The 21631-nt window shown below is 62.4% G+C and carries 24 protein-coding genes, 2 pseudogenes and 1 riboswitch; of the genes and pseudogenes, 14 read left to right on the top strand and 12 right to left on the bottom strand.

Going from position 1 to position 21631, the window contains the following annotated elements; translation table 11 throughout:
• Together EOB36_RS18080 and EOB36_RS18075 are read right to left on the bottom strand one after the other, a co-directional pair.
• The coding region (locus EOB36_RS18080) for a phosphoribosyltransferase family protein (protein ID WP_128285379.1) at positions 1-419 on the bottom strand (419 nt) is incomplete at its 3' end.
• A 26-nt stretch (positions 420-445) separates the two neighbouring features.
• Positions 446-1090, bottom strand: a complete 645-nt coding sequence (locus EOB36_RS18075) for a hypothetical protein (protein WP_095485964.1) — start codon at positions 1088-1090, stop codon at positions 446-448.
• Between the two features lie 191 nt (positions 1091-1281).
• On the opposite strand from EOB36_RS18075, the gene ftsE reads away from it, so the two are divergent.
• The 3 genes from ftsE (at position 1282) to EOB36_RS18060 (ending at position 3723) form a co-directional block, all read left to right on the top strand.
• Positions 1282-1941 carry a cell division ATP-binding protein FtsE gene (gene ftsE / locus EOB36_RS18070; RefSeq protein ID WP_010911739.1) on the top strand — a complete coding sequence of 220 codons (660 nt, stop codon included), beginning with the start codon at positions 1282-1284 and terminating at the stop codon, positions 1939-1941.
• On the top strand, positions 1934-2923 hold the full coding sequence (locus EOB36_RS18065; protein WP_095485963.1) for an ABC transporter permease: 990 nt from the start codon (positions 1934-1936) through the stop codon (positions 2921-2923). Before ftsE ends, EOB36_RS18065 begins: the two co-directional genes overlap by 8 nt.
• Before the next feature lie 77 nt (positions 2924-3000).
• Positions 3001-3723, top strand: a complete 723-nt coding sequence (locus EOB36_RS18060; protein WP_095485962.1) for a YdcF family protein — start codon at positions 3001-3003, stop codon at positions 3721-3723.
• Positions 3724-3737: 14 nt separating this feature from the next.
• On the opposite strand, the gene EOB36_RS18055 is transcribed toward EOB36_RS18060, so the two are convergent.
• The 3 genes and pseudogenes from EOB36_RS18055 to EOB36_RS18045 form a co-directional block, all read right to left on the bottom strand.
• On the bottom strand, positions 3738-4364 hold the full coding sequence (locus tag EOB36_RS18055) for a pyridoxamine 5'-phosphate oxidase family protein (RefSeq protein WP_095485961.1): 627 nt from the start codon (positions 4362-4364) through the stop codon (positions 3738-3740).
• A gap of 13 nt (positions 4365-4377) precedes the next feature.
• Positions 4378-4849 (bottom strand): annotated as a pseudogene (locus EOB36_RS18050) (DUF1348 family protein).
• A 116-nt stretch (positions 4850-4965) separates the two neighbouring features.
• Complete coding sequence (locus EOB36_RS18045) at positions 4966-5517, bottom strand: carboxymuconolactone decarboxylase family protein (RefSeq protein WP_095486032.1); 552 nt, start codon at positions 5515-5517, stop codon at positions 4966-4968.
• A 106-nt stretch (positions 5518-5623) separates the two neighbouring features.
• On the opposite strand from EOB36_RS18045, the gene EOB36_RS18040 reads away from it, so the two are divergent.
• The gene (locus tag EOB36_RS18040; RefSeq protein ID WP_095485959.1) at positions 5624-6535 is read left to right on the top strand and encodes a LysR family transcriptional regulator; all 912 of its coding nucleotides are present in this window, start codon (positions 5624-5626) and stop codon (positions 6533-6535) included.
• A gap of 81 nt (positions 6536-6616) precedes the next feature.
• Positions 6617-7411, top strand: a complete 795-nt coding sequence (locus EOB36_RS18035) for a 1-acyl-sn-glycerol-3-phosphate acyltransferase (protein WP_095485958.1) — start codon at positions 6617-6619, stop codon at positions 7409-7411.
• Between the two features lie 24 nt (positions 7412-7435).
• On the opposite strand, the gene EOB36_RS18030 is transcribed toward EOB36_RS18035, so the two are convergent.
• From EOB36_RS18030 to EOB36_RS18020, 3 genes are all read right to left on the bottom strand, one after another.
• Positions 7436-8053: a LysE family translocator gene (locus EOB36_RS18030; protein WP_095485957.1), complete on the bottom strand. Its 618-nt coding sequence runs from the start codon at positions 8051-8053 to the stop codon at positions 7436-7438.
• 144 nt (positions 8054-8197) lie between these two features.
• Positions 8198-9145 carry an aldo/keto reductase gene (locus tag EOB36_RS18025; RefSeq protein ID WP_128285378.1) on the bottom strand — a complete coding sequence of 316 codons (948 nt, stop codon included), beginning with the start codon at positions 9143-9145 and terminating at the stop codon, positions 8198-8200.
• A 151-nt stretch (positions 9146-9296) separates the two neighbouring features.
• Positions 9297-10265 (bottom strand): helix-turn-helix domain-containing protein, encoded by a 969-nt coding sequence (locus EOB36_RS18020; protein WP_128285377.1) that lies wholly within the window; start codon positions 10263-10265, stop codon positions 9297-9299.
• Between the two features lie 169 nt (positions 10266-10434).
• Here EOB36_RS18020 and EOB36_RS18015 point away from each other — a divergent pair, with 169 nt between their 5' ends.
• Positions 10435-11415, top strand: a complete 981-nt coding sequence (locus EOB36_RS18015) for a zinc-binding dehydrogenase (protein WP_128285376.1) — start codon at positions 10435-10437, stop codon at positions 11413-11415.
• A gap of 82 nt (positions 11416-11497) precedes the next feature.
• On the opposite strand, the gene EOB36_RS18010 is transcribed toward EOB36_RS18015, so the two are convergent.
• A complete protein-coding gene (locus EOB36_RS18010; protein ID WP_126104730.1) occupies positions 11498-12046 on the bottom strand; it encodes a gamma-glutamylcyclotransferase in 549 nt (182 codons plus the stop codon).
• Between the two features lie 120 nt (positions 12047-12166).
• Here EOB36_RS18010 and EOB36_RS18005 point away from each other — a divergent pair, with 120 nt between their 5' ends.
• Both EOB36_RS18005 and EOB36_RS18000 read left to right on the top strand, forming a co-directional pair.
• Entirely contained in the window at positions 12167-13165 is a 999-nt protein-coding gene (locus tag EOB36_RS18005; protein WP_128285375.1) for a DUF2125 domain-containing protein, read from the top strand.
• A 56-nt stretch (positions 13166-13221) separates the two neighbouring features.
• Positions 13222-14148, top strand: coding sequence for a sugar kinase (locus EOB36_RS18000; protein WP_128285374.1), 927 nt, complete (start codon positions 13222-13224; stop codon positions 14146-14148).
• A gap of 21 nt (positions 14149-14169) precedes the next feature.
• On the opposite strand, the gene EOB36_RS17995 is transcribed toward EOB36_RS18000, so the two are convergent.
• Positions 14170-15105: a prephenate/arogenate dehydrogenase family protein gene (locus tag EOB36_RS17995; RefSeq protein WP_206637179.1), complete on the bottom strand. Its 936-nt coding sequence runs from the start codon at positions 15103-15105 to the stop codon at positions 14170-14172.
• Positions 15106-15126: 21 nt separating this feature from the next.
• The gene (hisC, locus tag EOB36_RS17990; protein WP_127288534.1) at positions 15127-16236 is read right to left on the bottom strand and encodes a histidinol-phosphate transaminase; all 1110 of its coding nucleotides are present in this window, start codon (positions 16234-16236) and stop codon (positions 15127-15129) included.
• Positions 16237-16393: 157 nt separating this feature from the next.
• Positions 16394-16471: riboswitch (SAM riboswitch) on the top strand.
• A gap of 121 nt (positions 16472-16592) precedes the next feature.
• Between hisC and EOB36_RS17985 the strand changes: the two genes are divergently transcribed.
• Both EOB36_RS17985 and metW read left to right on the top strand, forming a co-directional pair.
• The gene (locus EOB36_RS17985) at positions 16593-17762 is read left to right on the top strand and encodes a homoserine O-acetyltransferase (protein ID WP_127288533.1); all 1170 of its coding nucleotides are present in this window, start codon (positions 16593-16595) and stop codon (positions 17760-17762) included.
• A gap of 115 nt (positions 17763-17877) precedes the next feature.
• Entirely contained in the window at positions 17878-18492 is a 615-nt protein-coding gene (metW, locus tag EOB36_RS17980; RefSeq protein ID WP_095485947.1) for a methionine biosynthesis protein MetW, read from the top strand.
• A gap of 15 nt (positions 18493-18507) precedes the next feature.
• On the opposite strand, the gene EOB36_RS17975 is transcribed toward metW, so the two are convergent.
• Positions 18508-18828, bottom strand: a complete 321-nt coding sequence (locus tag EOB36_RS17975) for a DUF1330 domain-containing protein (protein WP_128285372.1) — start codon at positions 18826-18828, stop codon at positions 18508-18510.
• Between the two features lie 241 nt (positions 18829-19069).
• Between EOB36_RS17975 and EOB36_RS35980 the strand changes: the two are divergent.
• The 4 genes and pseudogenes from EOB36_RS35980 to EOB36_RS17960 form a co-directional block, all read left to right on the top strand.
• Positions 19070-19149: pseudogene (locus EOB36_RS35980) on the top strand (methionine biosynthesis protein MetW); the annotation flags it as partial.
• A gap of 11 nt (positions 19150-19160) precedes the next feature.
• A complete protein-coding gene (locus tag EOB36_RS17970; protein ID WP_245467828.1) occupies positions 19161-19343 on the top strand; it encodes a methionine biosynthesis protein MetW in 183 nt (60 codons plus the stop codon).
• A 122-nt stretch (positions 19344-19465) separates the two neighbouring features.
• Complete coding sequence (locus EOB36_RS17965) at positions 19466-20458, top strand: glycosyltransferase (RefSeq protein WP_126104725.1); 993 nt, start codon at positions 19466-19468, stop codon at positions 20456-20458.
• 239 nt (positions 20459-20697) lie between these two features.
• Positions 20698-21630 (top strand): glycosyltransferase family 2 protein, encoded by a 933-nt coding sequence (locus tag EOB36_RS17960; RefSeq protein WP_095485944.1) that lies wholly within the window; start codon positions 20698-20700, stop codon positions 21628-21630.
• The last annotated feature ends 1 nt before the right edge of the window (position 21631 follow it).

Genomic DNA, 21631 nt, shown 5'->3' with positions numbered 1-21631 from the left:
GTCTGGCGGCGCATGCGCTTGTCGAGCAGCACGGCGATAGCGCAGCTTTTGGCGCCGCGCGACAACATCAGGTCGCGGGTGAAGGACAGCGTCTTGCCGGATTCGAGGATGTCGTCGATCAACAGCACGTCGCGGCCGGCGACCTCATTGTCGATATCGCGCAGCACCCTCACCTCGCCGCTGGTGGTGCCGGCGCCGTAGCTGGAGATAAAGATGAACTCGACCTCGGGCGACAGGCCGACATCGTGCATGGCGCGGATGAGGTCGGCGGCGAAAATGAACGATCCTTTCAGCACCGAAATCACCAAAAGGTCCTGATAGTCGTGCCCGGCGATCTCCTTGGCGAGCTCCAGATTGCGGCGGGCAATAGCCGACGCCGAAAACAGAACCTCGATATCCTTGCCGCGCACGACTGGCATTGGCCGCCCTTCCAGAAATGATCGCCCTAATTGGCGAAGGTGACCGAAACGGTCTTGACCCCGTTTCTAGGCACGTCGAGCCGGCTGGAAAAGCCAAATCTTTCGCCGGGCGCCAGCGAACGGTTGAATGTGCCCAGCGTATAGCGGGTTGTGCGCCTGTCATTGCCGGTGACCCGGATCTCCAACGGCGGCAATGGCGACGGGCTGGCGCCGTCATTTGCGGCCTCGCCACCGACGAACAGGACAGGTTCCGGCCCGGACGCATCGATACGCGACGTGACGCCTGAAATAGTGAGGGCAGTGCCTGTTTCCTGGGCCGCGAGAAGAAGCGGCGCCTGGCGCATAAGCGCGTGCCCGCCCGATATCCAGAAGGCTGCAAACGCGGCACTGAGGCCGGCGATCCAGAAGATCGGTCCACCGCGCGATATCCGCAACCGTCCCGTCGCGGCTTCGGGCTTGCGCAGCATCTCCATGCCTTCGATCGACGGCGTGGCCACCACACGCGAAAGCGGTGGTGAAGGGTCCATGCTGCCGGTAAAGCGCGGCAGCACCTCGTAGTCGGCGTCGACGATGTCATCGGCTGGATCACGCATGATGCGTTCCGGCGCGGCGGCCGTGTCGGCCATGATTTCGCCGGAAACCGGGCGCGCGGTTCGATCCTCAGCCATCACGGCCCCAGCACTACGGCACTTGTTCGCACTTCGTTTCTTTTGCGTAAACGGAAATGGTTAACGCTTCCCACCGGAACCCTTGTGACGCGCCCAAAAAACCTCAGAATTAACCGCCGGTTAACCATGCCGGCCGATGGTCTTTTCTCAGAGAAGGCTGGCTCGTCGCCGCCGCAAGTTTCAGGTCGTCGAACGTGATCCGCTTCGAAAATGTCGGCCTCCGTTATGGCATGGGTCCGGAAATCCTCCGCGACATTTCCTTGCACATACCGGAGCGCTCCTTCCAGTTCCTGAGCGGCCCTTCGGGCGCCGGCAAGACGACGCTGCTGCGGCTTTTGTTCATGTCGCTCAAGCCGACGCGCGGGCTGATCACCATCTTCGGCAAGGACCGCTCACGTATCTCGCGCACGGAGTTGCCGCATCTGAGGCGGCGAATCGGCGTGGTGTTCCAGGACTTTCGCCTTCTCGACCACATGACGACCTATGAAAACGTGGCCTTGCCGCTGCGCGTGCGCGGACGCGAGGAGGCGAGCTACCGCACCGACGTGACCGAACTCTTGAAGTGGGTCGGCCTTGGCGAGCGCATGCATGTGCTGCCGCCGGTGCTGTCCGGCGGCGAGAAGCAGCGCGCCGCAATCGCCAGGGCGCTGATCGAGCAGCCCGAGATCCTGCTTGCCGACGAGCCGACCGGCAATGTCGATCCGCCGCTGGCGCGGCGCCTGTTGCGGCTGTTCATCGAACTCAATCGGCTGGGCACCGCGGTGGTGATTGCAACCCACGACCTCGGCCTGATGGAACAGGTCGACGCACGGCGCATGATCCTGGCCGGCGGAAGGCTGGATATCTATGACTAACCTTCCCGTTGAACATGTCGAAGACCAACACGCCGAGAGGGCTGCGACGACGCAGCGCGTTCAGCGCAAGATGGCGCCGATCGTGCCGGCACAGAACATCGCCGGCCGGGCGCTGGTCCTGGTCATCGCCATCATGACGTTCCTCTCCTGCCTGACCTTCGGCGCGGTGACGCTGGTGCGTGACACCGCCTCGGTCTGGGAGAACCAGATCTCGCGCGAGGCGACGATCCAAATCAAGCCGGTAGACGGCCTCGACATGGAGGCAGCACTTGCCCAGGCCTCGCAGATCGCCGGCGAATTTCCTGGCGTGAAGAGCGCCAGGATCGTCGACCGCGATGCCACCGCGCGGCTACTGGAGCCGTGGCTGGGCTCGGGTCTCAACATCGACGACTTGCCGGTGCCGCGTCTGATCATCGTCACCATAGACGAGAGCAACCCGCCCGATTTCGCCGCAATGCGTGCCGCGATTACCCCGAAACTGCCTAGTGCAGCACTTGACGACCATCGCACCTGGGTCGACCGGCTGGTGGCCATGGCCCGCACCACGGTGACCATCGGCATCGCCGTGCTGGCGCTGATGCTGTCGGCAACCGTGCTGACCGTGGTATTCGCAACGCGCGGCGCCATGGCCGGCAATGGCCACATCATCGAGGTGCTGCATTTCGTCGGCGCCGAAGCGCGCTTCATCGCGCGCGAGTTCCGCCACCACTTTCTCGTTACCGGCATGAAGGGCGCAGCCGCCGGGGGTGCGGCGGCGGTGCTCGTCTTCATCGTCTTCTCATGGTGGTCGTCGCGCAACATGGCAACGCCGCAGGCCGATCAGGCAACCGCGCTGTTCGGCAATTTCGCCATCGGTTCAGCGGGCTATTTCGGCGTCGTCCTCATGGTGCTGGTCATCGGTGCGCTGACGGCGGCGACCTCCCATGTCACCGTCGTCACCTATCTCAGCGACATCGATGTCCGCCAACCCGACGCGGGGTGATCACGGATAGAGAATTAGCGTAACGTAATGTGTGCTTTTTCACCTACTAAACGCCGCATTTCAGGGTTAACGATAAGATGATGGACGCGCGCGACTCGAGCGGAATGGCTGGACAGTTGCCCTTGGTGATTACGCGTTCCCGTGAGCGCGCCAAGCCCAGCCGATTGGCGGGCGCGTTTCGCATCTCCGCTTTCTTTCTGCTCGTGCTGGCAACGCTGTTTGCCGGCGGCTTCGGCTGGTTCGCCAACACTGTCAGCCGTCTCGCGACGCCTACCAATCCGGCAAAAGCCGATGCCATCATCGTGTTGACCGGCGGCCATTCGCGTCTCGACGCCGCCATGGGTCTGCTTGCGTCCGGCAAGGGCGAGCGGCTGCTGATCAGCGGCGTGCATCCTTCCGCCAGCCGCCGCCAGCTTCAGGTCGCGACACGCGGCGACAAGAAATTGTTTTCCTGCTGCGTCGACATTGATCGCGCCGCGCTCGACACGATCGGCAATGCCGAGGAAAGCGCGAAATGGGTGGAAGACCACGCCTATGGCACCGTGATCCTCGTCACCAACAACTATCACATGCCGCGCAGCCTGCTGGAAATGGGCCGGCTGCTACACAAGGCCAAGCTCGAGCCCTATCCGGTGGTCAACAGCAATCTTGGCAATGGCGGCTGGCTGACCAAGCCCAGGGCGCTGCGCGTGCTGTTCACCGAATACAACAAATATCTGCTGGCGCTGGCGCGGGGCATCGTGCCGGTGAAGCCAACGCCAACCGGCATCGCGCTGGCCGAGGCTGCTGAGCCGATCTGAAACCGGCAGCGGTATCATTCCTTGGCGCTAGAGGCTCCGCGCAGGCGCGCGATCTCCTGTTCGAGACGTTCGATACGATTGTCCCGTTCGGCCAGCGCCGCCGCCACATCGGCCGCTTCGAAACGCTGTGGGATGTGCTGCGGGCAATTGGAATCCCAGGCCGAAACCGTGAACAGTATGATTTGCTCGGGGCGCGCCTTGTAGCCTTCCGGCATCAGCTTCGCCATCAGGTCGGCGTCGTCCTCGACGACGCGCGCACTGCCCCAGATCTTGATGCGCTGCCGGTGGGCATAGTCGATCAGGAACATAAAAGCGCGGGGGTTGTCGTCCAGATTGCCCTGGGTGATGAATTGCCTGTTGCCGGAGAAATCCGTGAACCCGATCGTCCGCTCGTCGAGCACCTTGAGGAAGCCGGCCGGCCCGCCGCGATGCTGGATGTAGGGCTGGCCGTCACCATTGGCCGTCGACAGGAAGATGCTGGTCTGCGCCTCGATAAAGGCGGCGAGATCGGGCGTGATATCAGCTTGCCAGCCGCCGCGCTCCTCGACGCGGGCATAGGCATCGCGTGAGCCTTTGCGGGCCTGGATCGCCTTGACGGTTGGGGTAAAGGCGACATCGCTGGTGAAGACGTGAGCATTCATGGAAAAGCCTCCTTCAAAGGCCGAGCTCCGACAGAGAGGGATGATCGTCCGGCCGGCGGCCAAGCGGCCAATGATACTTGCGGTCGGCCTCGTGGATCGGCAGGTCGTTGATGCTGGCGATGCGCAAGCGCATCAATCCATGTTCATCGAACTCCCAGTTCTCATTGCCGTAGCTGCGAAACCACGAGCCGCTGTCGTCGTGCCATTCATAAGCGAAACGCACGGCGATACGATTGTCGCGGAACGCCCAGACCCTCCTTGATGAGCCGGTAGTCGCGTTCGCGATCCCATTTGCGTGTGAGGAAGGTCTGGATGCCGTCGCGCCCTTGCAGGAATTCGGCCCGATTGCGCCAGCGGCTGTCGATTGTGTACGCAAGCGCGACCCGTGTCGGATCACGGGAGTTCCACGCATCCTCCGCCATGCGTGCCGTCTGTGCGGCAGTCTCGGCGGTGAATGGCGGGAGCGGCGGGCGGCTTTCAGACATGGGAACTCCTTGTGATGGGCTAGAGCGGCGGGCTTTCAAGTCGAACCGTACCGCCGCTCTATCTCTTTTGTTTGAGCATCGGATTTTCCAAAACCGACACACTGGTCGCTGAAATTTCAGGCTGCCTTGCGGACAGAAACGACCGGAAAGTCGATCTCCGTCCTGGCAACCTCATTGACATAGTTGGTCCAGACATTGAGAGCGACATGCTGGACGATCTCGATGATCTGCGCATCGTCGTAGCCTGCGAGCCTGACGGCGCTGAGATCCTCGTCACCGATATGGCCGCGGTCGCGCGCAATCTTGGCGGCGAAAAGCACGGCCGCGGCGGCCTTGGGATCGTTGGACCCGCCCGCACGATTGGCGACCATCTCGGCATCGTCAAGCTTGGCGAGGTTCTTGCCGAGATAGGTATGGGCGGAAAGGCAGTAGCTGCAGCCGTTGATCTCGGCGACCGCCAGAGCGATGCGCTCGCGCGTCGGCGCGGGCAGGCGGCCCTTGGCAAGCGCTCCGGACAGACCGAGATAGCCTTCAAGCGCAGCCGGGCTATTGGAAACGAGCCTGAAGAGGTTTGGGACGACGCCGAGTTGCTTCTCGACGGCATGCAGCATCGGCCGCGACGCAGCAGGCGCGGCCTCTATGGACGCGGGTGTAGGGATACGGGGCATCGGCATTCCTTCTCGTTGATCAGCTTCGCCGTCAAACATGGCCCCTTCCATGCTTTGGATGTAGCTGTCATATTTGCAATCAATCCTTCCATTTTCCGGGAGAAGCATGGATCGCCTCGAGGCTATGTCGCTTTTCGTCGCCGCTGTGGAGGCCGGCAGCCTTTCGGCCGCCGGACGCCGTTTCGGCATCCCGCTTGCGACGGTCAGCCGCAAGGTCTCCGACCTGGAGCGGCATCTGAAGACGCGTCTCCTGAACCGCTCGACGCGCCAGCTGACGCTGACCGACGCGGGTCATGCCTATCTCGCTGCCTGCCATCGCATTCTCGACGAGGTCGGCGAGGCCGAGCGGACCGCCGCCGGTGAATACAGCGCCCCGACGGGCGAATTGATCATCACCGCGCCGATCGTCTTTGGCCGCCTGCATGTGCTGCCGGTCGTCACCGGCTTCCTCGCCGTCTACCCCGACGTGGCTATTCGCCTGATGCTCGCCGACCGGATAACCCAGTTGACCGAGGAGCACATCGATCTCGCCGTCCGCATAGGCGAGCTTCCCGACTCGAGCCTGGTGGCCACCCGTATCGGCTCGATCCGGCGCGTTGTCTGCGCGACGCCGGCCTATCTGGCCGAGCGCGGCACGCCGGAGACCCCGAAAGACCTTGCGTCACACAGCTGCATCACCTTCGAGGGGCTCACCGCTCCCGCCACGTGGACCTTTGCCACCGGCAAGACCGAACTCCCTGTTCCGATCCGCTCACGGCTTCGGGTCAACACCGCGGAAGCGGCGATCGATGCCGCGATTGCCGGCGTCGGCATAACGAGGGTGCTTTCCTATCAGATCACTGCTGCGGTGCGGTCCGGCACACTCCGCACCGTGCTGGAGGCATTCGAGCCGCAGCCATGGCCGGTCAGCCTCGTGCATGCCGGCCAAGGTCTGCTGCCGGTGAAACTGCGTGCGTTCCTCGACTTCGCCGCCCCACGCCTGAAGACGCGGCTCGTGCAAGCGACATGGCAGGCCTGACGAACAGGGGCCTTCGCACCGTTTCCTTTTTACCTGCGCTTGGTGTAACCAACGCACACCTCCTCACCGGGCACTTCCCACATGCTCCATATCCGCTCGCTGGCGTTCAACCTCGTCTTCTACGTCAATCTGATCGTCCAGATGATCATCTGGACTCCGTACTATTTCCTGTCGCCGCGCCACCGCGCCTGGTTCGTGCCGAAATTCTGGTCGCGCACCAGCATGTGGCTCTACGACAAGATCGCCGGCACCAAAAGCGAGATCACCGGCCAGGAAAACCTGCCCGAGGGTTCCTTCATCCTGGCGCCCAAGCATCAATCCTTCTGGGACGCGATCGCCTTCTTCCCCTTCCTGCAGGATCCGATCTACATCCTGAAACGGGAACTGACCTGGATCCCGTTCTTCGGTTGGTACATCCTGAAAATGCGGATGATCCCGGTCGACCGCGGCAGCCGCTCGAAGGCGTTGAAAGCGGTGGTCGCCGCGACCAAACAGGAGCTGGCGCGCAATCCCCGCCAGCTGATCATCTATCCCGAGGGCACACGCCGGGCGCCGGGCGACGAGCCGGCCTACAAATACGGCATCGTCGAGATCTATGCGCAGCTTGGCATTCCGGTGGTGCCGGTCGCCCATGTCGCCGGCCTCTACTGGCCGCGGCGGAAATTCCTGCGCTATCCCGGCACGATCAAGGCCCGGTTCCTGCCGCCGATCCCGCCGGGGCTGGACAAGCAGGAATTCATGGAACGGCTGATCGGCGAGACGGAAGCCGCCTGCGACCAGCTGCTCGTCGATGCGTCCCGTGCGCCGAACCCGCCGCCCATGCCGCCGACGGCGGTGAAGCGGCTGAGGGAATTGGCCCCCGATAACCTGGCCTGAACCGCCCGTCTGACCGGCAGATCCCTAGGGAATCACGGCCAGCGCCGTGGTCAGAAGCAGTGTCGCCGCAAACGTCAGATTGATGATCCGCGAGGCCAGCGGTTTGCGCAGAAAGCGCGCAAACGCGGCACCGGCGAGAAGCCAAATGACATGGATGGCGACGATCATCGAGACGAGGACCGCCAGCTTGAGCCCTGCATCGAGCTCACCGGCGGCCGACGTGCCGGCGAACACGGCGGCAATCGCCACATAGGCTTTCGGGTTGGCGACGGCCAGAAGAAACCCGCCCAGGAAGGTGGGAAGTGCCGCCCCGCCGGTACGCGCAGCCAGAGGCGGAGCCGTTGCTATCTTGAAGGCGAGGTAGAGGATGTAGGCTGCGGATGCCACCGCCAAAAGCGGTGTGAGCCTCGGCACAGAGGCAAGCATGGCCGTGATGCCCGTCGCCACGACCAAAAGCACGGCGACCGTGCCAAGGATAATGCCCGAGGCGTAGCGGAGCGAATCGCGCAGACCGAAGGCCGCACCAACGGCGGTGACGCTTATCGTCGCCGGCCCCGGACTGCCCATCACGACCGCCGATGCCAGGATGAGCGCGAGCAATTGCTGCCATAGTTCCGGATGGGAAAAGACCTGTTCGGCCATCTGTATACCAGTATCCCGACGCGATGCGACCAATCGTATGGCAGGGCAGACCAGGGCGTCTTGAACGATCGTGCGGAGCCGTCCGGCGCAGGCCGCGCACGATCCTTGGCTGGCGTTTGAGCGGCCGCCGCTTCGCGCTAGCTTCTATGCACTCGCGCTGTCGAGATCGGCGATATCGTCAGGACTGAGATTCAACGATACGGCGCGGACGAGGCTGTCGACCTGGTCCAGCGTCGTGGCGCTGGCGATCGGCGCCGTGACGCCGGGCCGCGCAATCACCCAGGCGAGCGCCACGTCCGCCGGCTTGGCCGAGTGACGCGCCGACACCGCGTCGAGTGCCGCCAGGATGCGCATGCCGCGCACGTTCAGATAGGTCTTCACGTCGTCGCCACGCGCGCTTTTGCCGAGATCGGCTTCGCTGCGGTACTTGCCGCTCAAAAACCCCTTGGCGAGGCTGAAATAGGTGATGACGCCGATATCCCCCGCCATGCACAGATCGCGGAGCGGCCCATCGAAGGCGGCGCGGTCATAGAGATTGTACTCCGGCTGCAGCACCGCGTAGCGCGGCAGGCCCCGCAGGCTTGCCACGTCGAGCGCGGCGCGCAACTGGCCGGCATCGAGATTGGAGGCGCCGACGTGGCGGATCTTGCCCTTGGCGAGCAGCTTTTCGTAGGCGCCGAGCGTCTCCTCGTAGGGGGTGGTCGGGTCCGGCCAGTGCGACAGATAGAGATCGACGACATCGGTCTGCAGCCGCATCAGCGACGTATCGATGGCCTTCTCGATATAGGCGGCGGAGAGGTCTTTCCTGCCCTGCCCCATATCCGATCCGACCTTGGTGATCACCACGACTTCGTCGCGGTTGCCACGGCTCTTCATCCATTTGCCGATGATCGTTTCGGATTCGCCGCCCTCGTTGCCGGGAACCCAGCGCGAATAGGAATCGGCGGTGTCGATGGCGTTGAGGCCGGCGCCGACGAAGCGGTCGAGCAGGTCGAAAGAGGTTTTCTCGTCGGCGGTCCAGCCGAAGACGTTGCCGCCCAGAACCAGCGGCGCGATGGACAGGTCGGTTTTACCGAGACGACGTTTCTGCAAGACTGATCTCCGTGGGAAATGGAAAGGAGTGGGCGAAAGCCCTCGCTTAACCTAGGTCTCACCGCGCTAAGGTCAAAGGCCTGGCCGTCCTTTCCAAAGGGCCAGCGCTTCACAAGGGCGCGATCCGCCGCGTTGACGTTCCAGCCGATGTCTATTGGCTCTGGCGCCGGTATTCACCAGGCGGCAGTCCGACCACGCGGTTGAAAAGCCGGCTGAACGACGCCGTATCCCGGTATCCGACCTGGTAACATATTTCCGAAATACCGAGTTTGGTGCTTTCAAGAAGCGCCTTCGCGGCCTCAAGGCGCCGGTCCTGGATCCATCGGCCGGGAGTGGTGTGCAATTCATCGGAAAACCGGCGCGCCAGCGTTCGCGGCGACAGACCGAGTTGCGCTCCGAGGAAGGCAAGGTCGAGCGCTCCGAGCTGTTTCCTGGATAAAGCTTCGAGCCGGTCGCGGAACGCCTCTTGCGTAGGCGGCAGATCGGTGAGCGGGAACTCATAGGGTGTCTGGATCTGCCGCGACGGCGGCAGCACCAGCAATTTGCGAACCAGGCGCTCCTCCCTGGCGAAGCCAAGGTCCCGCAGAAGCGCCTTGCCGAGCTCCAGGCCCGAAAAACCGCCACCGCAAGTGTAGATCCGTCCATCCCCGATCAGCACACGTGAAGCGTCCCAACGCACTTTTGGAAAGCGGCGCTGGGCATCGGCCTTCAGCCACCAGGAGATCGTCGCGCGCTTTCGGTCGAGAAGACCGGCGTCTGCCAGGAAATAACCGGCCCCGCAATGCGCGGCGATGATGGCGCCGTCGCGCTGCGCGCGTACGATAAGCGGTGCCGCGTGCCGGCTCTCTTCCTCCAACGCGGCAACAAGCTCCGGGATTTGCATGCCGGGCATGGCCAGCAGGATCAGCAGGTCCATGCGCTGCGAGGGCTCGCGTCTGGTGTGAAAGGAGATCCCAGGCGTCGTCGTGGCGTCAGCCTGCCGCGCCACGAATTCGAAGGAAATCGCCGGCGCGCCGCGAATGGTGTTCACCAGCTCGAACATTTCGACAAGTGTCGCGGCGACGGCCGAATAGAAGGTCGACGGCAGCCAGATCACGGCATGGAGGGGGCGGTTGTCCAAGATGCCTCCTTTGAACAGCTATGGCAAGTTTAGCATATAGATTGTCAAATCTGCCAATTCCGATTTTTGCCAGCGACCTTAGGTTCCGCGACACCGATGCAAACACCGGTGCTGCAATCTGGTGACGTCCAGGCTGCTAGCCCCAGATCCGCCGTTACTGGAGACCAAGATGAAAGCAATTGTATTCGACGCAATCGGCTCGCCGCGGGACGTGCTCTATCTCGGCGACCTGCCCATGCCGCGAATTGGCGACGGCGAGGTGCTGGTCAAGATGGTCTCCGCCTCGGTCAACCCTGGCGACTTCCTGTTCATCCAGAACCTCTACCCCGAACCGAAGAAGCCGCATTTCCCCCGGCAGGTGGCCGGAAACCATGGCGCCGGCGTTGTCGAGGCCGTTGGCGCGAACGTCGCTTTGAAACCTGGCACGCTTGTCGCGTTCAGCTACTACGACAGCTGGGCCGAATATGCGGCCGTTCCGGCCGAATGGCTGATCCCGCTGCCCGCCGACTATCCGCTCGAACGCGCCGGGCAGATGGTGAATCCCATCACCGCCTGGGACCTCTTGGCGGACTCCCGCGTGCAGCCTGGACAGTGGCTGGCCGTCACGGCCGGCTATTCATCGGTTTCGACGATGGTGATGCAGTTTGCCCAACGGCGCGGCATCAAGGTGATCGCGCTCGTGCGACGCTCTCACGACAGGCTGGACCTGAAGCGGCTTGGTGCTACGGCCATCCTCGATCTGTCTGGTTTGAAGGTCGGTATCAGGGAAGCAGTCATGGAAATGACCGATGGCGCCGGGCTGAACGGGATCATCGATAATGTCGGCGGACCCGTCAGTGGCGAATTGATCCGCGCCCTCGCGATGGGCGGGCAGATGGTCATCAATGGCGGCATGAGCGCCGAGCGTTTCGAACTGCACAATTTCGACGTGCTGCTGAGCGGCGTCGAGATCAGGGCAAATATCTACCGCTACTTCTTTTCGCCGCCTGTCGAAGCCGACCGGCCAGTATTGCACGAGATTGTCGATACCTTCGGCCAACCCGATTTCCATGTCCCTGTCGGCGGCATCCATCCGCTGTCGGAGTTCAAGCTCGCCGTGACAAACAGCCTGGACCGCACCGATCTCGGAAAACAGATTTTCAGGATGTAGCCCGGACCATCACCCGAACCGAAGGTCAGCGAAAAAGTGGGAACCGGTTTTCGGAAAAGATCATGGTCAACAGCGAAAGCGATCACGACCCGATCCGTTTCGCCACCTCTTCCAGCCAGTGGTCGCGGATCCCCAGCGCCTCGAGGTGCTCCAGCGTGCTGAGCACATAATCCTCGTTCTTTCCCGACTGTCCGACGGCGCCGGAAACGACGGTCGCCGCATCAGCCGCATCGAGCGCGCCGGCATATTGCTCGTGGGCACGGTCGACGACATAGGCGACCGCCGAGACCGTCTCGCCGCCGTTCGTATCGCCCCCGTTCATACCGCCACCGTCGAGCCGAATGCTAAGTGTGCGCTCGAGATAGACATTGGTGACCAGCTCGCGCTCGCGCAGATAGCTGATGACCTCGTTGCGCAGATCGCCGGGGACGCGGAAAGCCAGCCCGATGCAGGAGCCGCCACGGTCGAGGCCGAGCACCAGGCCGGGCCGTTCGCGCGTGCCGCGATGCACGAAGGAGTAGACGCACAGCGACCGGCGATAGCCGTGAAGGCGGGCGCGCCGCGTCTCGACATGCGCAAATCCCGGCCGCCAGATCAGCGAGCCGTAGCCAAAAACCCAAAAATCGCCCATATCGCCAAGCCTGGTTGCAGCACCGCACTGGAATCGGTGTTTTTAAAATCCGTCTCCGTCTACCCGATGTTGCCGGAAACGACAGTCCCCTCTGCAACACGCGTTAACGAGAGCCGCAGCATGACGTCAAGTGACGAGCGCCCGCCGAATTTTCGCCGCCGCCTCTTCTGGCTTGGCGCTTTCATGGTCGTGCTGTTCGGCCTCTACAGCGCCGGCTGGTTCTACCTGGCAGACAAGGTCAAGAGCGAAGCCGCCAAAGCAGTCACCGAGCTCAACGGCAATGGCATCGAGGCGGACTGCGCCAATCTCACGGTTAGCGGCTATCCCTCGAGCTTCGCCATTTCCTGCGACAGTCTGGCTTATCAGGACGACACCAGGAACGTCGCAGCCTCGCTCGGCAGTCTCAACGCGGTTACGCACATCACCCAAATCCTGTCGCCTGGCGCCGACTTGCGCGGACCGCTCAGGACCTCAGCCCCGGGGATGACGCCGCTGTGGATCGACTGGGATAATCTGCGAGCGAACCTGAAATTGTCCTGGCCGCTGCCCCGGGGCGTTTCACTGGAGGCAGAGGGCCTGTCCGGCCAGACCGATCCGGCGGATGGCACAGATCCGGTCGAGCTGTTCAGCGCCGGGACGGCGGCCGGACAATTGCGTCCGAACGGTCAGGACATCGACTATGCCGGGAGTTTTACCGATCTCGAAATCGATCCAGGGGCGATCGATGGCCGCGTGTTGCCGCCGCTCGACGGCAGCGGCGACGTGACGCTGAAGAACGGCGTGGCGCTGATCAAGACGCAGCCAAGGAGCTTGCGCGGCCAGGCGGTCGATATCGGCAAGCTCGATCTATCGTCGGGGACCGCGCGCGTCACCGTCTCCGGACCAGTTTCGGTCGATGCCGATGGGCTGATCGACGCCGACCTGATGATCAAGCTCAGTGACCCGAAGGCCGTGGCGGCCATCCTCGGCAAGGCCATTCCCGAGCAGAAGAGCCAGATCAAAACCGGCTTTGCCGGGCTGGCGCTGCTTGGCAACGAACCGTCGATGCCCCTCAAGATCGTCAAGGGCAAGGCCTCGCTCGGTTTTATCCCGCTGGGCAGGATCAAACCGGTCGATTAGACCCATGATTGCGAATCCTCCAGTTCGGAAAAGATCACGGTCAAACAGGAAGATAAATGAACAGCCCGGTGAAGCTCCTGAGTGTTGGCGCGCTGACGCTCGATACGATCCTTCGCGTCGACACGCTTCCGACACGTCAGGGCAAGTTCATCGCGTCCGACGGCGTCCAGATCGCCTCGGGCATGGCTTCGAGCGCGGCCTGCGCCGCGCGCCGCCTCGGCGCGGACGTATCGCTGTGGGCGAGCGCGGGGGACGACTCCGTCGGCGATCAGCTGGTCGCCGGGATCGAGGCCGAGGGCGTCGATTGCAGCTTTGTCCGGCGCGTCAGCGGCGCGCGGTCGGCACTGTCGGCCATCTTGGTCGACACGCATGGCGAGCGCATCATCGTTCCTTTCTATGACAAGCTCGCCCAGGCCGACCCCGAGGCGCTCCCCACCCAAGATCTCACCGCATTCGACGCCGTCCTGGTCGACGTGCGCTGGCCGGGCGCAGCAGCTGTGGCGCTGGCGGCGGCGCGCGCAATCGGCCGTCCGGCCATACTGGACGCCGACACCGCGCCACGGGACGTGCTGGAACGTCTGTTTCCGCTGGCCTCGCACGTCGTCGCGTCGGAGCCGGCAGCGTTCATCCTCTGCGGCGAGGAGCAAGGCCCGCAAAGGGCCTGTGAAGCGCTGGCCAGACGCATCGATGCATTTGTCGCGGTGACGGGCGGCGCTGCGGGAAGCTGGTGGTTCGACCGCTCGGCGGGTTCCGTGCGCCATGTCGCGGCGCCAAGGATCAAGGCAGTGGATACGCTTGCCGCCGGCGACGTATTTCACGGCGCCTTTGCCGTCGGGCTGGCGGAGGCGATGCCGATCGAACGGACATTACGCTTTGCCAGCGCCGCCGCCGCGCTCAAATGCCTGCGCTTCGGCGGCAGGCTGGGCGCGCCGGACAGGGCCGAGACGCTGGCCATGATGGCGGCTCACTGGCCGGCGGACTAACGGCCTGGCGGTCGAGACAGGCTACTGCTTTGCGGGATGCTCGACCGCCTGGCGGCCAAAGTCCGGTACGTCGATGTCCTGGCCGGCCTCGATGATCGAGCGGCGGACGGCGCGGGTGCGGGTGAACAGGTCGAACAGCTTTTCGCCGTCGCCCCAGCGGATCGCCCGCTGTAGCGAGGCCAGATCTTCCGAGAACCGCGCCAGCATTTCGAGGATGGCATCCTTGTTGTGCAGGCAGACATCCCGCCACATGGTCGGGTCGGAAGCGGCAAGGCGCGTGAAGTCGCGAAAGCCGGAGGCCGAATATTTGATGACCTCGGATTTCGTCACCGACTCCAGGTCGTCGGCGGTGCCGACGATGTTGTAGGCGATGATGTGCGGCAGATGCGAGACGATGGCCAGTGTCATGTCGTGATGCTGGGGATCCATCGTGTCGATGTTGGAGCCGCAGCGGCGCCAGAATTCCGAGAGTCTTTCCAGCGCCTCGGGATCCGTGCCGGGCAACGGCGTGAAAATGCACCAGCGGTTCTCGAACAGTTCGGCAAAGCCGGCGTCCGGGCCCGATTTTTCAGTGCCGGCCAACGGATGGCCGGGGATGAAATGCACGCCATCAGGCACATGCGGCTCGACCTGCGCGATGACCGATGCCTTGGTCGAGCCGACATCGGTGAGGATGGCGCCCTGCTTTAGCGCCGGTGCGATTTCCTCGGCGACCTCGCCCGAAGAGCCGACCGGCACCGAAACGATAACCAGGTCGGCATCGCGGACCGCCTCTTTCGCGTCCATCGTGTAGGAGGAGCCGAGGCCGAGTTCGCTTGCCCGCGCCAGCGTCGTTTCGCTGCGTGTCGAGATGGCGACGTGGCGGGCCAGACCCTCGCGGTGGATGACGCGGGCCAGCGACGAGCCGATCAGGCCGATGCCGACCAGCGCGATCTTTTCGAACATCGGTGATGTCATTGTTTCAGCTTTTCGGGGGTTTCAGCTTTTCAGAAATGTCGTGAGTGCGGCGACAACGCCGCGATTGGCCTCTTCGGTGCCGATGCTCATGCGCAGTGCATTCGGGAAGCCGTAGCCGGAGACGCGCCGCAAAATGTAGCCGCGCGCGGAGAGGTAATCGTCCGCAGCTGCCGCCGAATGTTTTTTGTCCTCGGGAAAATGGATGAGGACGAAATTGCCGACGCTCGGCGTCACCCGTAGCCCGAGCTTGGTCAATTCCTCGCTCACCCATGACAGCCAGGTCTCGTTATGCGCCACGCTGCGCTCGACATGGGCACGATCGCGGATCGCTGCAATGCCGGCCTCGATCGCCGTCGCGTTGACGTTGAAGGGACCCCGCACGCGGTTGATCGCGTCGATGATATGCATCGGCGCGTACATCCAGCCAATCCGCGCGCCGCCGAGGCCGAGCTTTGAGAAGGTGCGGGTCATGACCACGTTTTCCGCGCCAGCCACCAGTTCGACGCCGGCTTCATAGTCGTTGCGGCGGACATATTCGGCATAGGCGCCATCCAGCACCAGAAGCACGTTTCGAGGCAGGCCGGCATGCAGGCGGCGCACCTCCTGGAACGGCAAATAGGTGCCGGTCGGGTTGTTGGGATTGGCGAGGAAGATGATCCTGGTGCGCGGCGTCACCGCAGCGAGGATCGCATCGACGTCGGCGCGCTCATTGGTTTCCTGGACCGACACCGGGACAGCACCTGCCGACTGGATGTAGATCTTGTAGACCATGAAGGCGTGTTCGGTGATGACAGCTTCATCGCCGGGCGCGAGGTAGGTCTGCGCAAGCAGGCCCAGAATCTCATCGGAGCCGTTGGAACAGACGATGTTCGCAGGGTTGAGGCCATGCACCTCGGCGATCGCCTCCCGCAGGCGCCTGGCGGTGCCATCGGGATATATGTCGAGTTTGGCCGCGACGTCACGCGCGGCTTCTATCGCCTTCGGCGAGGGGCCGAGCGGGTTCTCGTTTGACGACAATTTATGGACCTTGGCAACGCCGGCCGGCGCCGTGCTTTTGCCCGGCACATAGGCTTCGATGTCCATGATCCCCGCGCGGGGCGTTGGACGTGCCTGATCCGATGCCTGGTTCATATTGCAAAAATCCGTCGAGAACGCTTCCGCCTGGGGAAGCCGCAGCGGAAATACAAGCCGTGGCCTGGAATGTCGAGAGGCGGCTATCATGGGTGAACGACTGGCAGGGGTGAGCGACTGGCCGTTGACGCCGAGGCGCGCCGGTCCTAGAAGAAAGGCGAAATCCCGTGGTGATTTGGCCGGTCGGCTTGCAGCCACGTTAAACAACTCGCTAAAGGGCCGTTTGCATCCTGTAACCGGCTTTGCGAAGGCGATGCCGGTTTTTTTGTTGTCCGTAGCCGGCCGGACAATCGCATCGACCCGAAAATCGGTATCGATTTTCGGAAAAGCGCGATGGGTTGATGTAAGAGGATGCGATGGTCGCGCTGCGCACTAAAAGAACCAACAACGAGGCCGACGAGCCGTCGAGCCCGGTGTTGCGTTTCGGTGCCGACAAGCCGCTCAAGCTCGACGCCGGCACGCTGCTGTCACCGTTCCAGATTGCCTACAAGACCTACGGCACGCTCAACGACGCCCGCTCCAACGCCATCCTCGTCTGCCATGCGCTGACCGGCGACCAGCATGTCGCCAGCACCAATCCGGTGACCAGCAAGCCGGGCTGGTGGGAGGTGCTGATCGGCCCCGGCAAGATCATCGACACCAGCCGCTTCTTCGTCATCTGCTCAAACGTCATCGGCGGCTGCCTCGGCTCCACCGGCCCCGCCTCGACCAATCCCGCCACCGGCAAGCCCTACGGGCTCGACCTGCCGATCATCACCATCCGCGACATGGTGCGGGCGCAGTTGATGCTGGTCGACCATTTCGGCATCGAAAAACTGTTCTCGGTGCTCGGCGGCTCGATGGGCGGCATGCAGGTGCTGCAATGGGCGTCGAGCTACCCGGAGCGCGTTTTCTCGGCACTGCCGATCGCCACCGGCGCGCGCCATTCCTCGCAGAACATCGCCTTCCACGAGGTCGGCCGCCAGGCGGTGATGGCCGACCCGGAGTGGCATGGCGGCAAATATTTCGAACAGGGCAAGCGCCCGGAAAAGGGACTGGCTGTGGCGCGCATGGCCGCTCACATCACCTATCTGTCGGAGGCCGCCCTGCACCGGAAATTCGGCCGCAACCTGCAGGATCGTGAAGCGCTCACCTTCGGTTTCGACGCGGACTTCCAGATCGAGAGCTATCTGCGCCATCAGGGCATGACCTTCGTCGACCGCTTCGACGCCAACTCCTATCTCTACATGACCCGGGCGATGGACTATTTCGACCTCGCCGCCGACCACGGCGGCCGGCTCGCCGACGCCTTTGCCGGCACCAAGACCCGCTTCTGCCTGGTCTCCTTCACCAGCGACTGGCTGTTCCCGACTGAGGAGAGCCGCTCGGTCGTTCACGCGCTGAACGCCGCCGGCGCCTCGGTGTCCTTCGTCGAGATCGAGACCGATCGCGGCCACGACGCCTTCCTGCTCGACGAGCCGGAGCTGTTTGCCGCCATCAACGGCTTCATCGCCTCGGCGGCCCGCGCCAGGGGGCTCAGCGCATGATCCCTGAAAATTGCAGCCCTTCCGGACCGGCATCATGCGCCAGGCATTCGCGCATGACCCCGAAAAGTTGCAGACTTTTCGGATCAGGATCATGCGCTAACCAAAAGGCACGATCATGAGTGTCAACCACGCCCAGCGCGTCGACCTCGAAGTCGTCGCCGGTCTCATCCCGGCGCAGGCGCGGGTGCTAGACGTCGGCTCCGGTGATGGTCTGCTGCTCGAATTGCTGCAGGCGACGAAGCAGGTCGACGGCCGCGGGATGGAACTGTCGCAACGCGGCGTCAACGAATGCGTGGCGCGCGGCCTGTCCGTCATCCAGGGCGACGCCGACAAGGACCTCAAATTCTATCCCGACAAGGGTTTTGATTTCGTCGTCCTGTCGCAGACCTTGCAGGCCACCCGCAACCCGAAGCTGGTGCTCGACGAATTGCTCAGGATCGGCAAGCACGCCATCGTCTCCTTCCCCAATTTCGGCCACTGGCGGGTGCGCCTTTCGCTGTTCCTCGACGGGCGGATGCCGGTGACCAAGGACCTGCCCTATTCCTGGTACGACACGCCCAACATCCATTTCTGCACCATCCGCGACTTCGTCAATCTCTGCGATGAGCTCGGCGCAACGGTGGAAAAGGCAACCGCGCTCGACGCCAATGGCCAGAAAATCGGTCTGTCGATGCCGTGGTGGTTCTGGAATTTCTTTGGCCAGCAAGCGGTATTCTTGCTGAGACGATGACGGCCGCATTTCATCCTATCCGAGCACGTCGGTGGCCTTGTGCGGGTGCTGGACGCCGTCGACCAGGACCACATCGGACTGGGAATTCTCGGTGCGCAGGGGCAATATCTCCTGATAGGCGGGCGACTGGTACCATCCGCGCGCATGCTGCATGTCCGGAAATTCGATGATTACGAGGTGCCCCGGCCAGGTGTTTTCAACCACTTCCACCTCGCTGCCATGCACAATATAGCGCCCGCTAAACGGCTCCAGCGTTGCATCGATTTTCTGCAAATATTCGACAATCTGCGGCCCTAACGTGACTTGGCGCATATGGGCAACGGCGTAAGCGGTCATGGCTGAGATCCTTGCTGATCGAAGCCAACAATAGGCGGCTTCACGAACGACAATTGCCTATGCGCCCTACGGTGGTCGATTACCTCTGAAGTTATAAGAATGCATACAGGACCAACTCAGCGCATGACCCCTGAAGATTGTAGGCTTTCCGGACCGGCATCATGCGCCAGGCATTCGCGCGTGACTCCGAAAAGTTGCAGACTTTTCGGACCGGCATCATGCGCTAGCCAAAGGCACGATCATGAGTGTCAATCACGCCCAGCGCGTCGACCTCGAAGTCGTCGCCGACCTCATCCCGGCGCAGGCACGGGTGCTGGACGTCGGCTCCGGTGATGACCTACTGCTCGAATTGCTGCAGGCGACGAAGCGACTTCGTCAACCTCTGCGACGAGCTCGGCGCGACGGTGGAAAAGATAACCGCGCTCGACGCCAATGGCCAGAAAATCGGTCTGTCGATGCCGTGCTGGTTCTGGAATTTCTTCGGCCAGCAAGCGGTGTTCCTGCTGAAACGGTAGCTCGCTCCAAGGATTGCAGTGTTTCTTGATCAGCAGGCGTTGCTATGTATAACTAACCTGAACCGGTATCGTCGCGAGCCGCGTCGAACAAAGTGACCTCTGATAAATTTTGCGGTGTAAAGATGGTTGAAGAACAGCCAACTTATTCCCTCGTTGTGGAAATGGATAACGCCAAGTCGATCGACTGGGACGAGATCGGCGTTGGGTTGACTGCCTTGGCTCGAGAAATCGCCGTGGTTTCCTCAGCTGGTCTTGCAAGACCGCAGGTTGTCATCTCCCACGGCGGGCGAGATGAGGACGCCGCCTCGCTGCGTAGCAGTATCACAATTGAAGCGCCGCAGTTGGAACGGGTTGCCGACCTGATCTTCACCGCTTGCCCAGGCGGTCGATATTACGACCTCAAGAACAACGGCATCCTGTCAACCAATGGAGATATCGTCATCTTCGTCGACTCGGATACCGTGGCAGAATCGGGCTGGCTCCCAACTCTGCTTGACCCGTTTCAAGATCCTGAAATTATTTGCGTGAACGGATATACATATCTTTCGTACGATGATTTCTTTTCCAGGACGTTCGCGCTGCTTTGGTTTTTCCCTATGCCTGAGGCAGATGCACGATTTGCTAACAAGCGAGCGATCAACGCCAATAACAGTGCCTTTCGGCGCGACTGGATTGTCAGCCATCCCTTTGCGAAACACAATGGATTCAAGGTTTCTTGCACTCTGCTGACGCATGAGCTTCGACGTGAAGGCCACAAAATTCTGAACGTCAACGCACGCGTCTATCATTACTCGCCACGTGGTTGGCGGTTCTTTTTCTGGCGCGCGTTGGTAACAGGCCGCGATGCCGACCGGAAGTTTGTGGAGCTGAAGTCGCCCAGCCGCACGCAGCGGATTGTGAAATCGTTCAGCCGATGGTTCACCATGTCGTGGCGCACAATGCGACGCGTAACTGGCCATGCCCGCCAGACAGGCATGCCGCTTTGGCAAATTCCATTTTCCTTGATTGTCGGTCTGGCATTCTACAGCTTGGCGTTTTGGGGCCAACTCAGTTTCGCTGCGGGTCTCGTTGGCGACGAAATCGAAGTCGTGCCTGATTATGTCGGACATAGTTAGGTGCTGCTGCGTTCGTGGTTTCGGTCGTTTCTTTGAATGGGTTAGGAAGCGGCCACCAAGCGGCTCTAGCGTGGCATCAAGAATTCGCCAATGCCCGACGAGTTCCGCCGCAATACTTTGTGATGACATGATCGCTTCTTTTTTGTAGCGTCGAATCGAACTCAATCCTGGGGGCGGGCATGGAAACGAACATCCGGTCTATTCGATGGCTGTGGAACGCGGGGCGTAGCTGACGCGACATGCCCGAGATGGACCCTGCTCCACTCATCACGGTGATCACGCCGACCCACAACCGGCGCAGCACGGTCTTGCGCGCCGTGGAGAGCGTGCTTGCGCAGAACCTTACCCGCTTCGAGCACATTGTCGTCGACGACGGCTCGACCGATGGCACGGAAGCGGCGCTGGCTGCCATCCGCGACCCTCGCCTTATTTATGTCGGCGCGAAATGGCGAGGCGCCAACGCCGCCCGCAATGCCGGCATCGAACGGGCGCGGGCGCCTGTGGTGACATTCCTGGATTCCGACGACGTCTACTTGCCGAACCGGCTGGAGCGGACACTGGCGTGGTTCGAGGAGAATCCGACGCTTGAAGTGCTCATCAGTTCGTTCGTGTCCCTGAAGGGCGACCGCAGCAGCAAATGCATCAACCGCGGCGCGTTCCTGACACGGAACACGCTGGAAAGGGCGTTGGTCGCGCAGACGATCTTCATAGCCGGATCGGCGATTACCGCCCGGCGAGAGGCCTTGCTGGCGATCGGCGGCTATGACAGCGACATCGCACGGATGCAGGATCGCGAGTTGCTGTTGCGCTTCGCCGGGCGCAGTGGCGCGCAACTGTCCGAAGAGGTCGACTGGAAAAAGTACAATTCGGAGAATTCGATTTCGCGACAACGCGACGGCTATGTCGAAGCCTACGCAAACCTGATCTGCAAACACCCCTACATCATCGACCGTTACCCCGACATTCCGCCTTACATGATCGCACGGCAAATCATCGCCGATACGATTAAGGGCAGGATTTCGCAGGCATTTGCCGGTTATCTGGCCAACCGGTCGTCGAAAGCGCTCGGCTACTCGCTGCCGCAACTGTTGCGCGGCTATGTCGGCGGCCGGCGCTGGCGTCGTGATCTCTACGATGAGTTCCGCACCAAATATGGCGCACGGCCAGCCTGAG

The sequence above is a fragment of the Mesorhizobium sp. M6A.T.Cr.TU.017.01.1.1 genome (assembly GCF_004023115.1).
GTDB classification, from domain to species: Bacteria; Pseudomonadota; Alphaproteobacteria; order Rhizobiales; family Rhizobiaceae; genus Mesorhizobium; species Mesorhizobium mediterraneum.
Note: the sequence above shows the minus strand (reverse complement) of the source record. Positions and strands in the feature narration are given on the sequence as shown.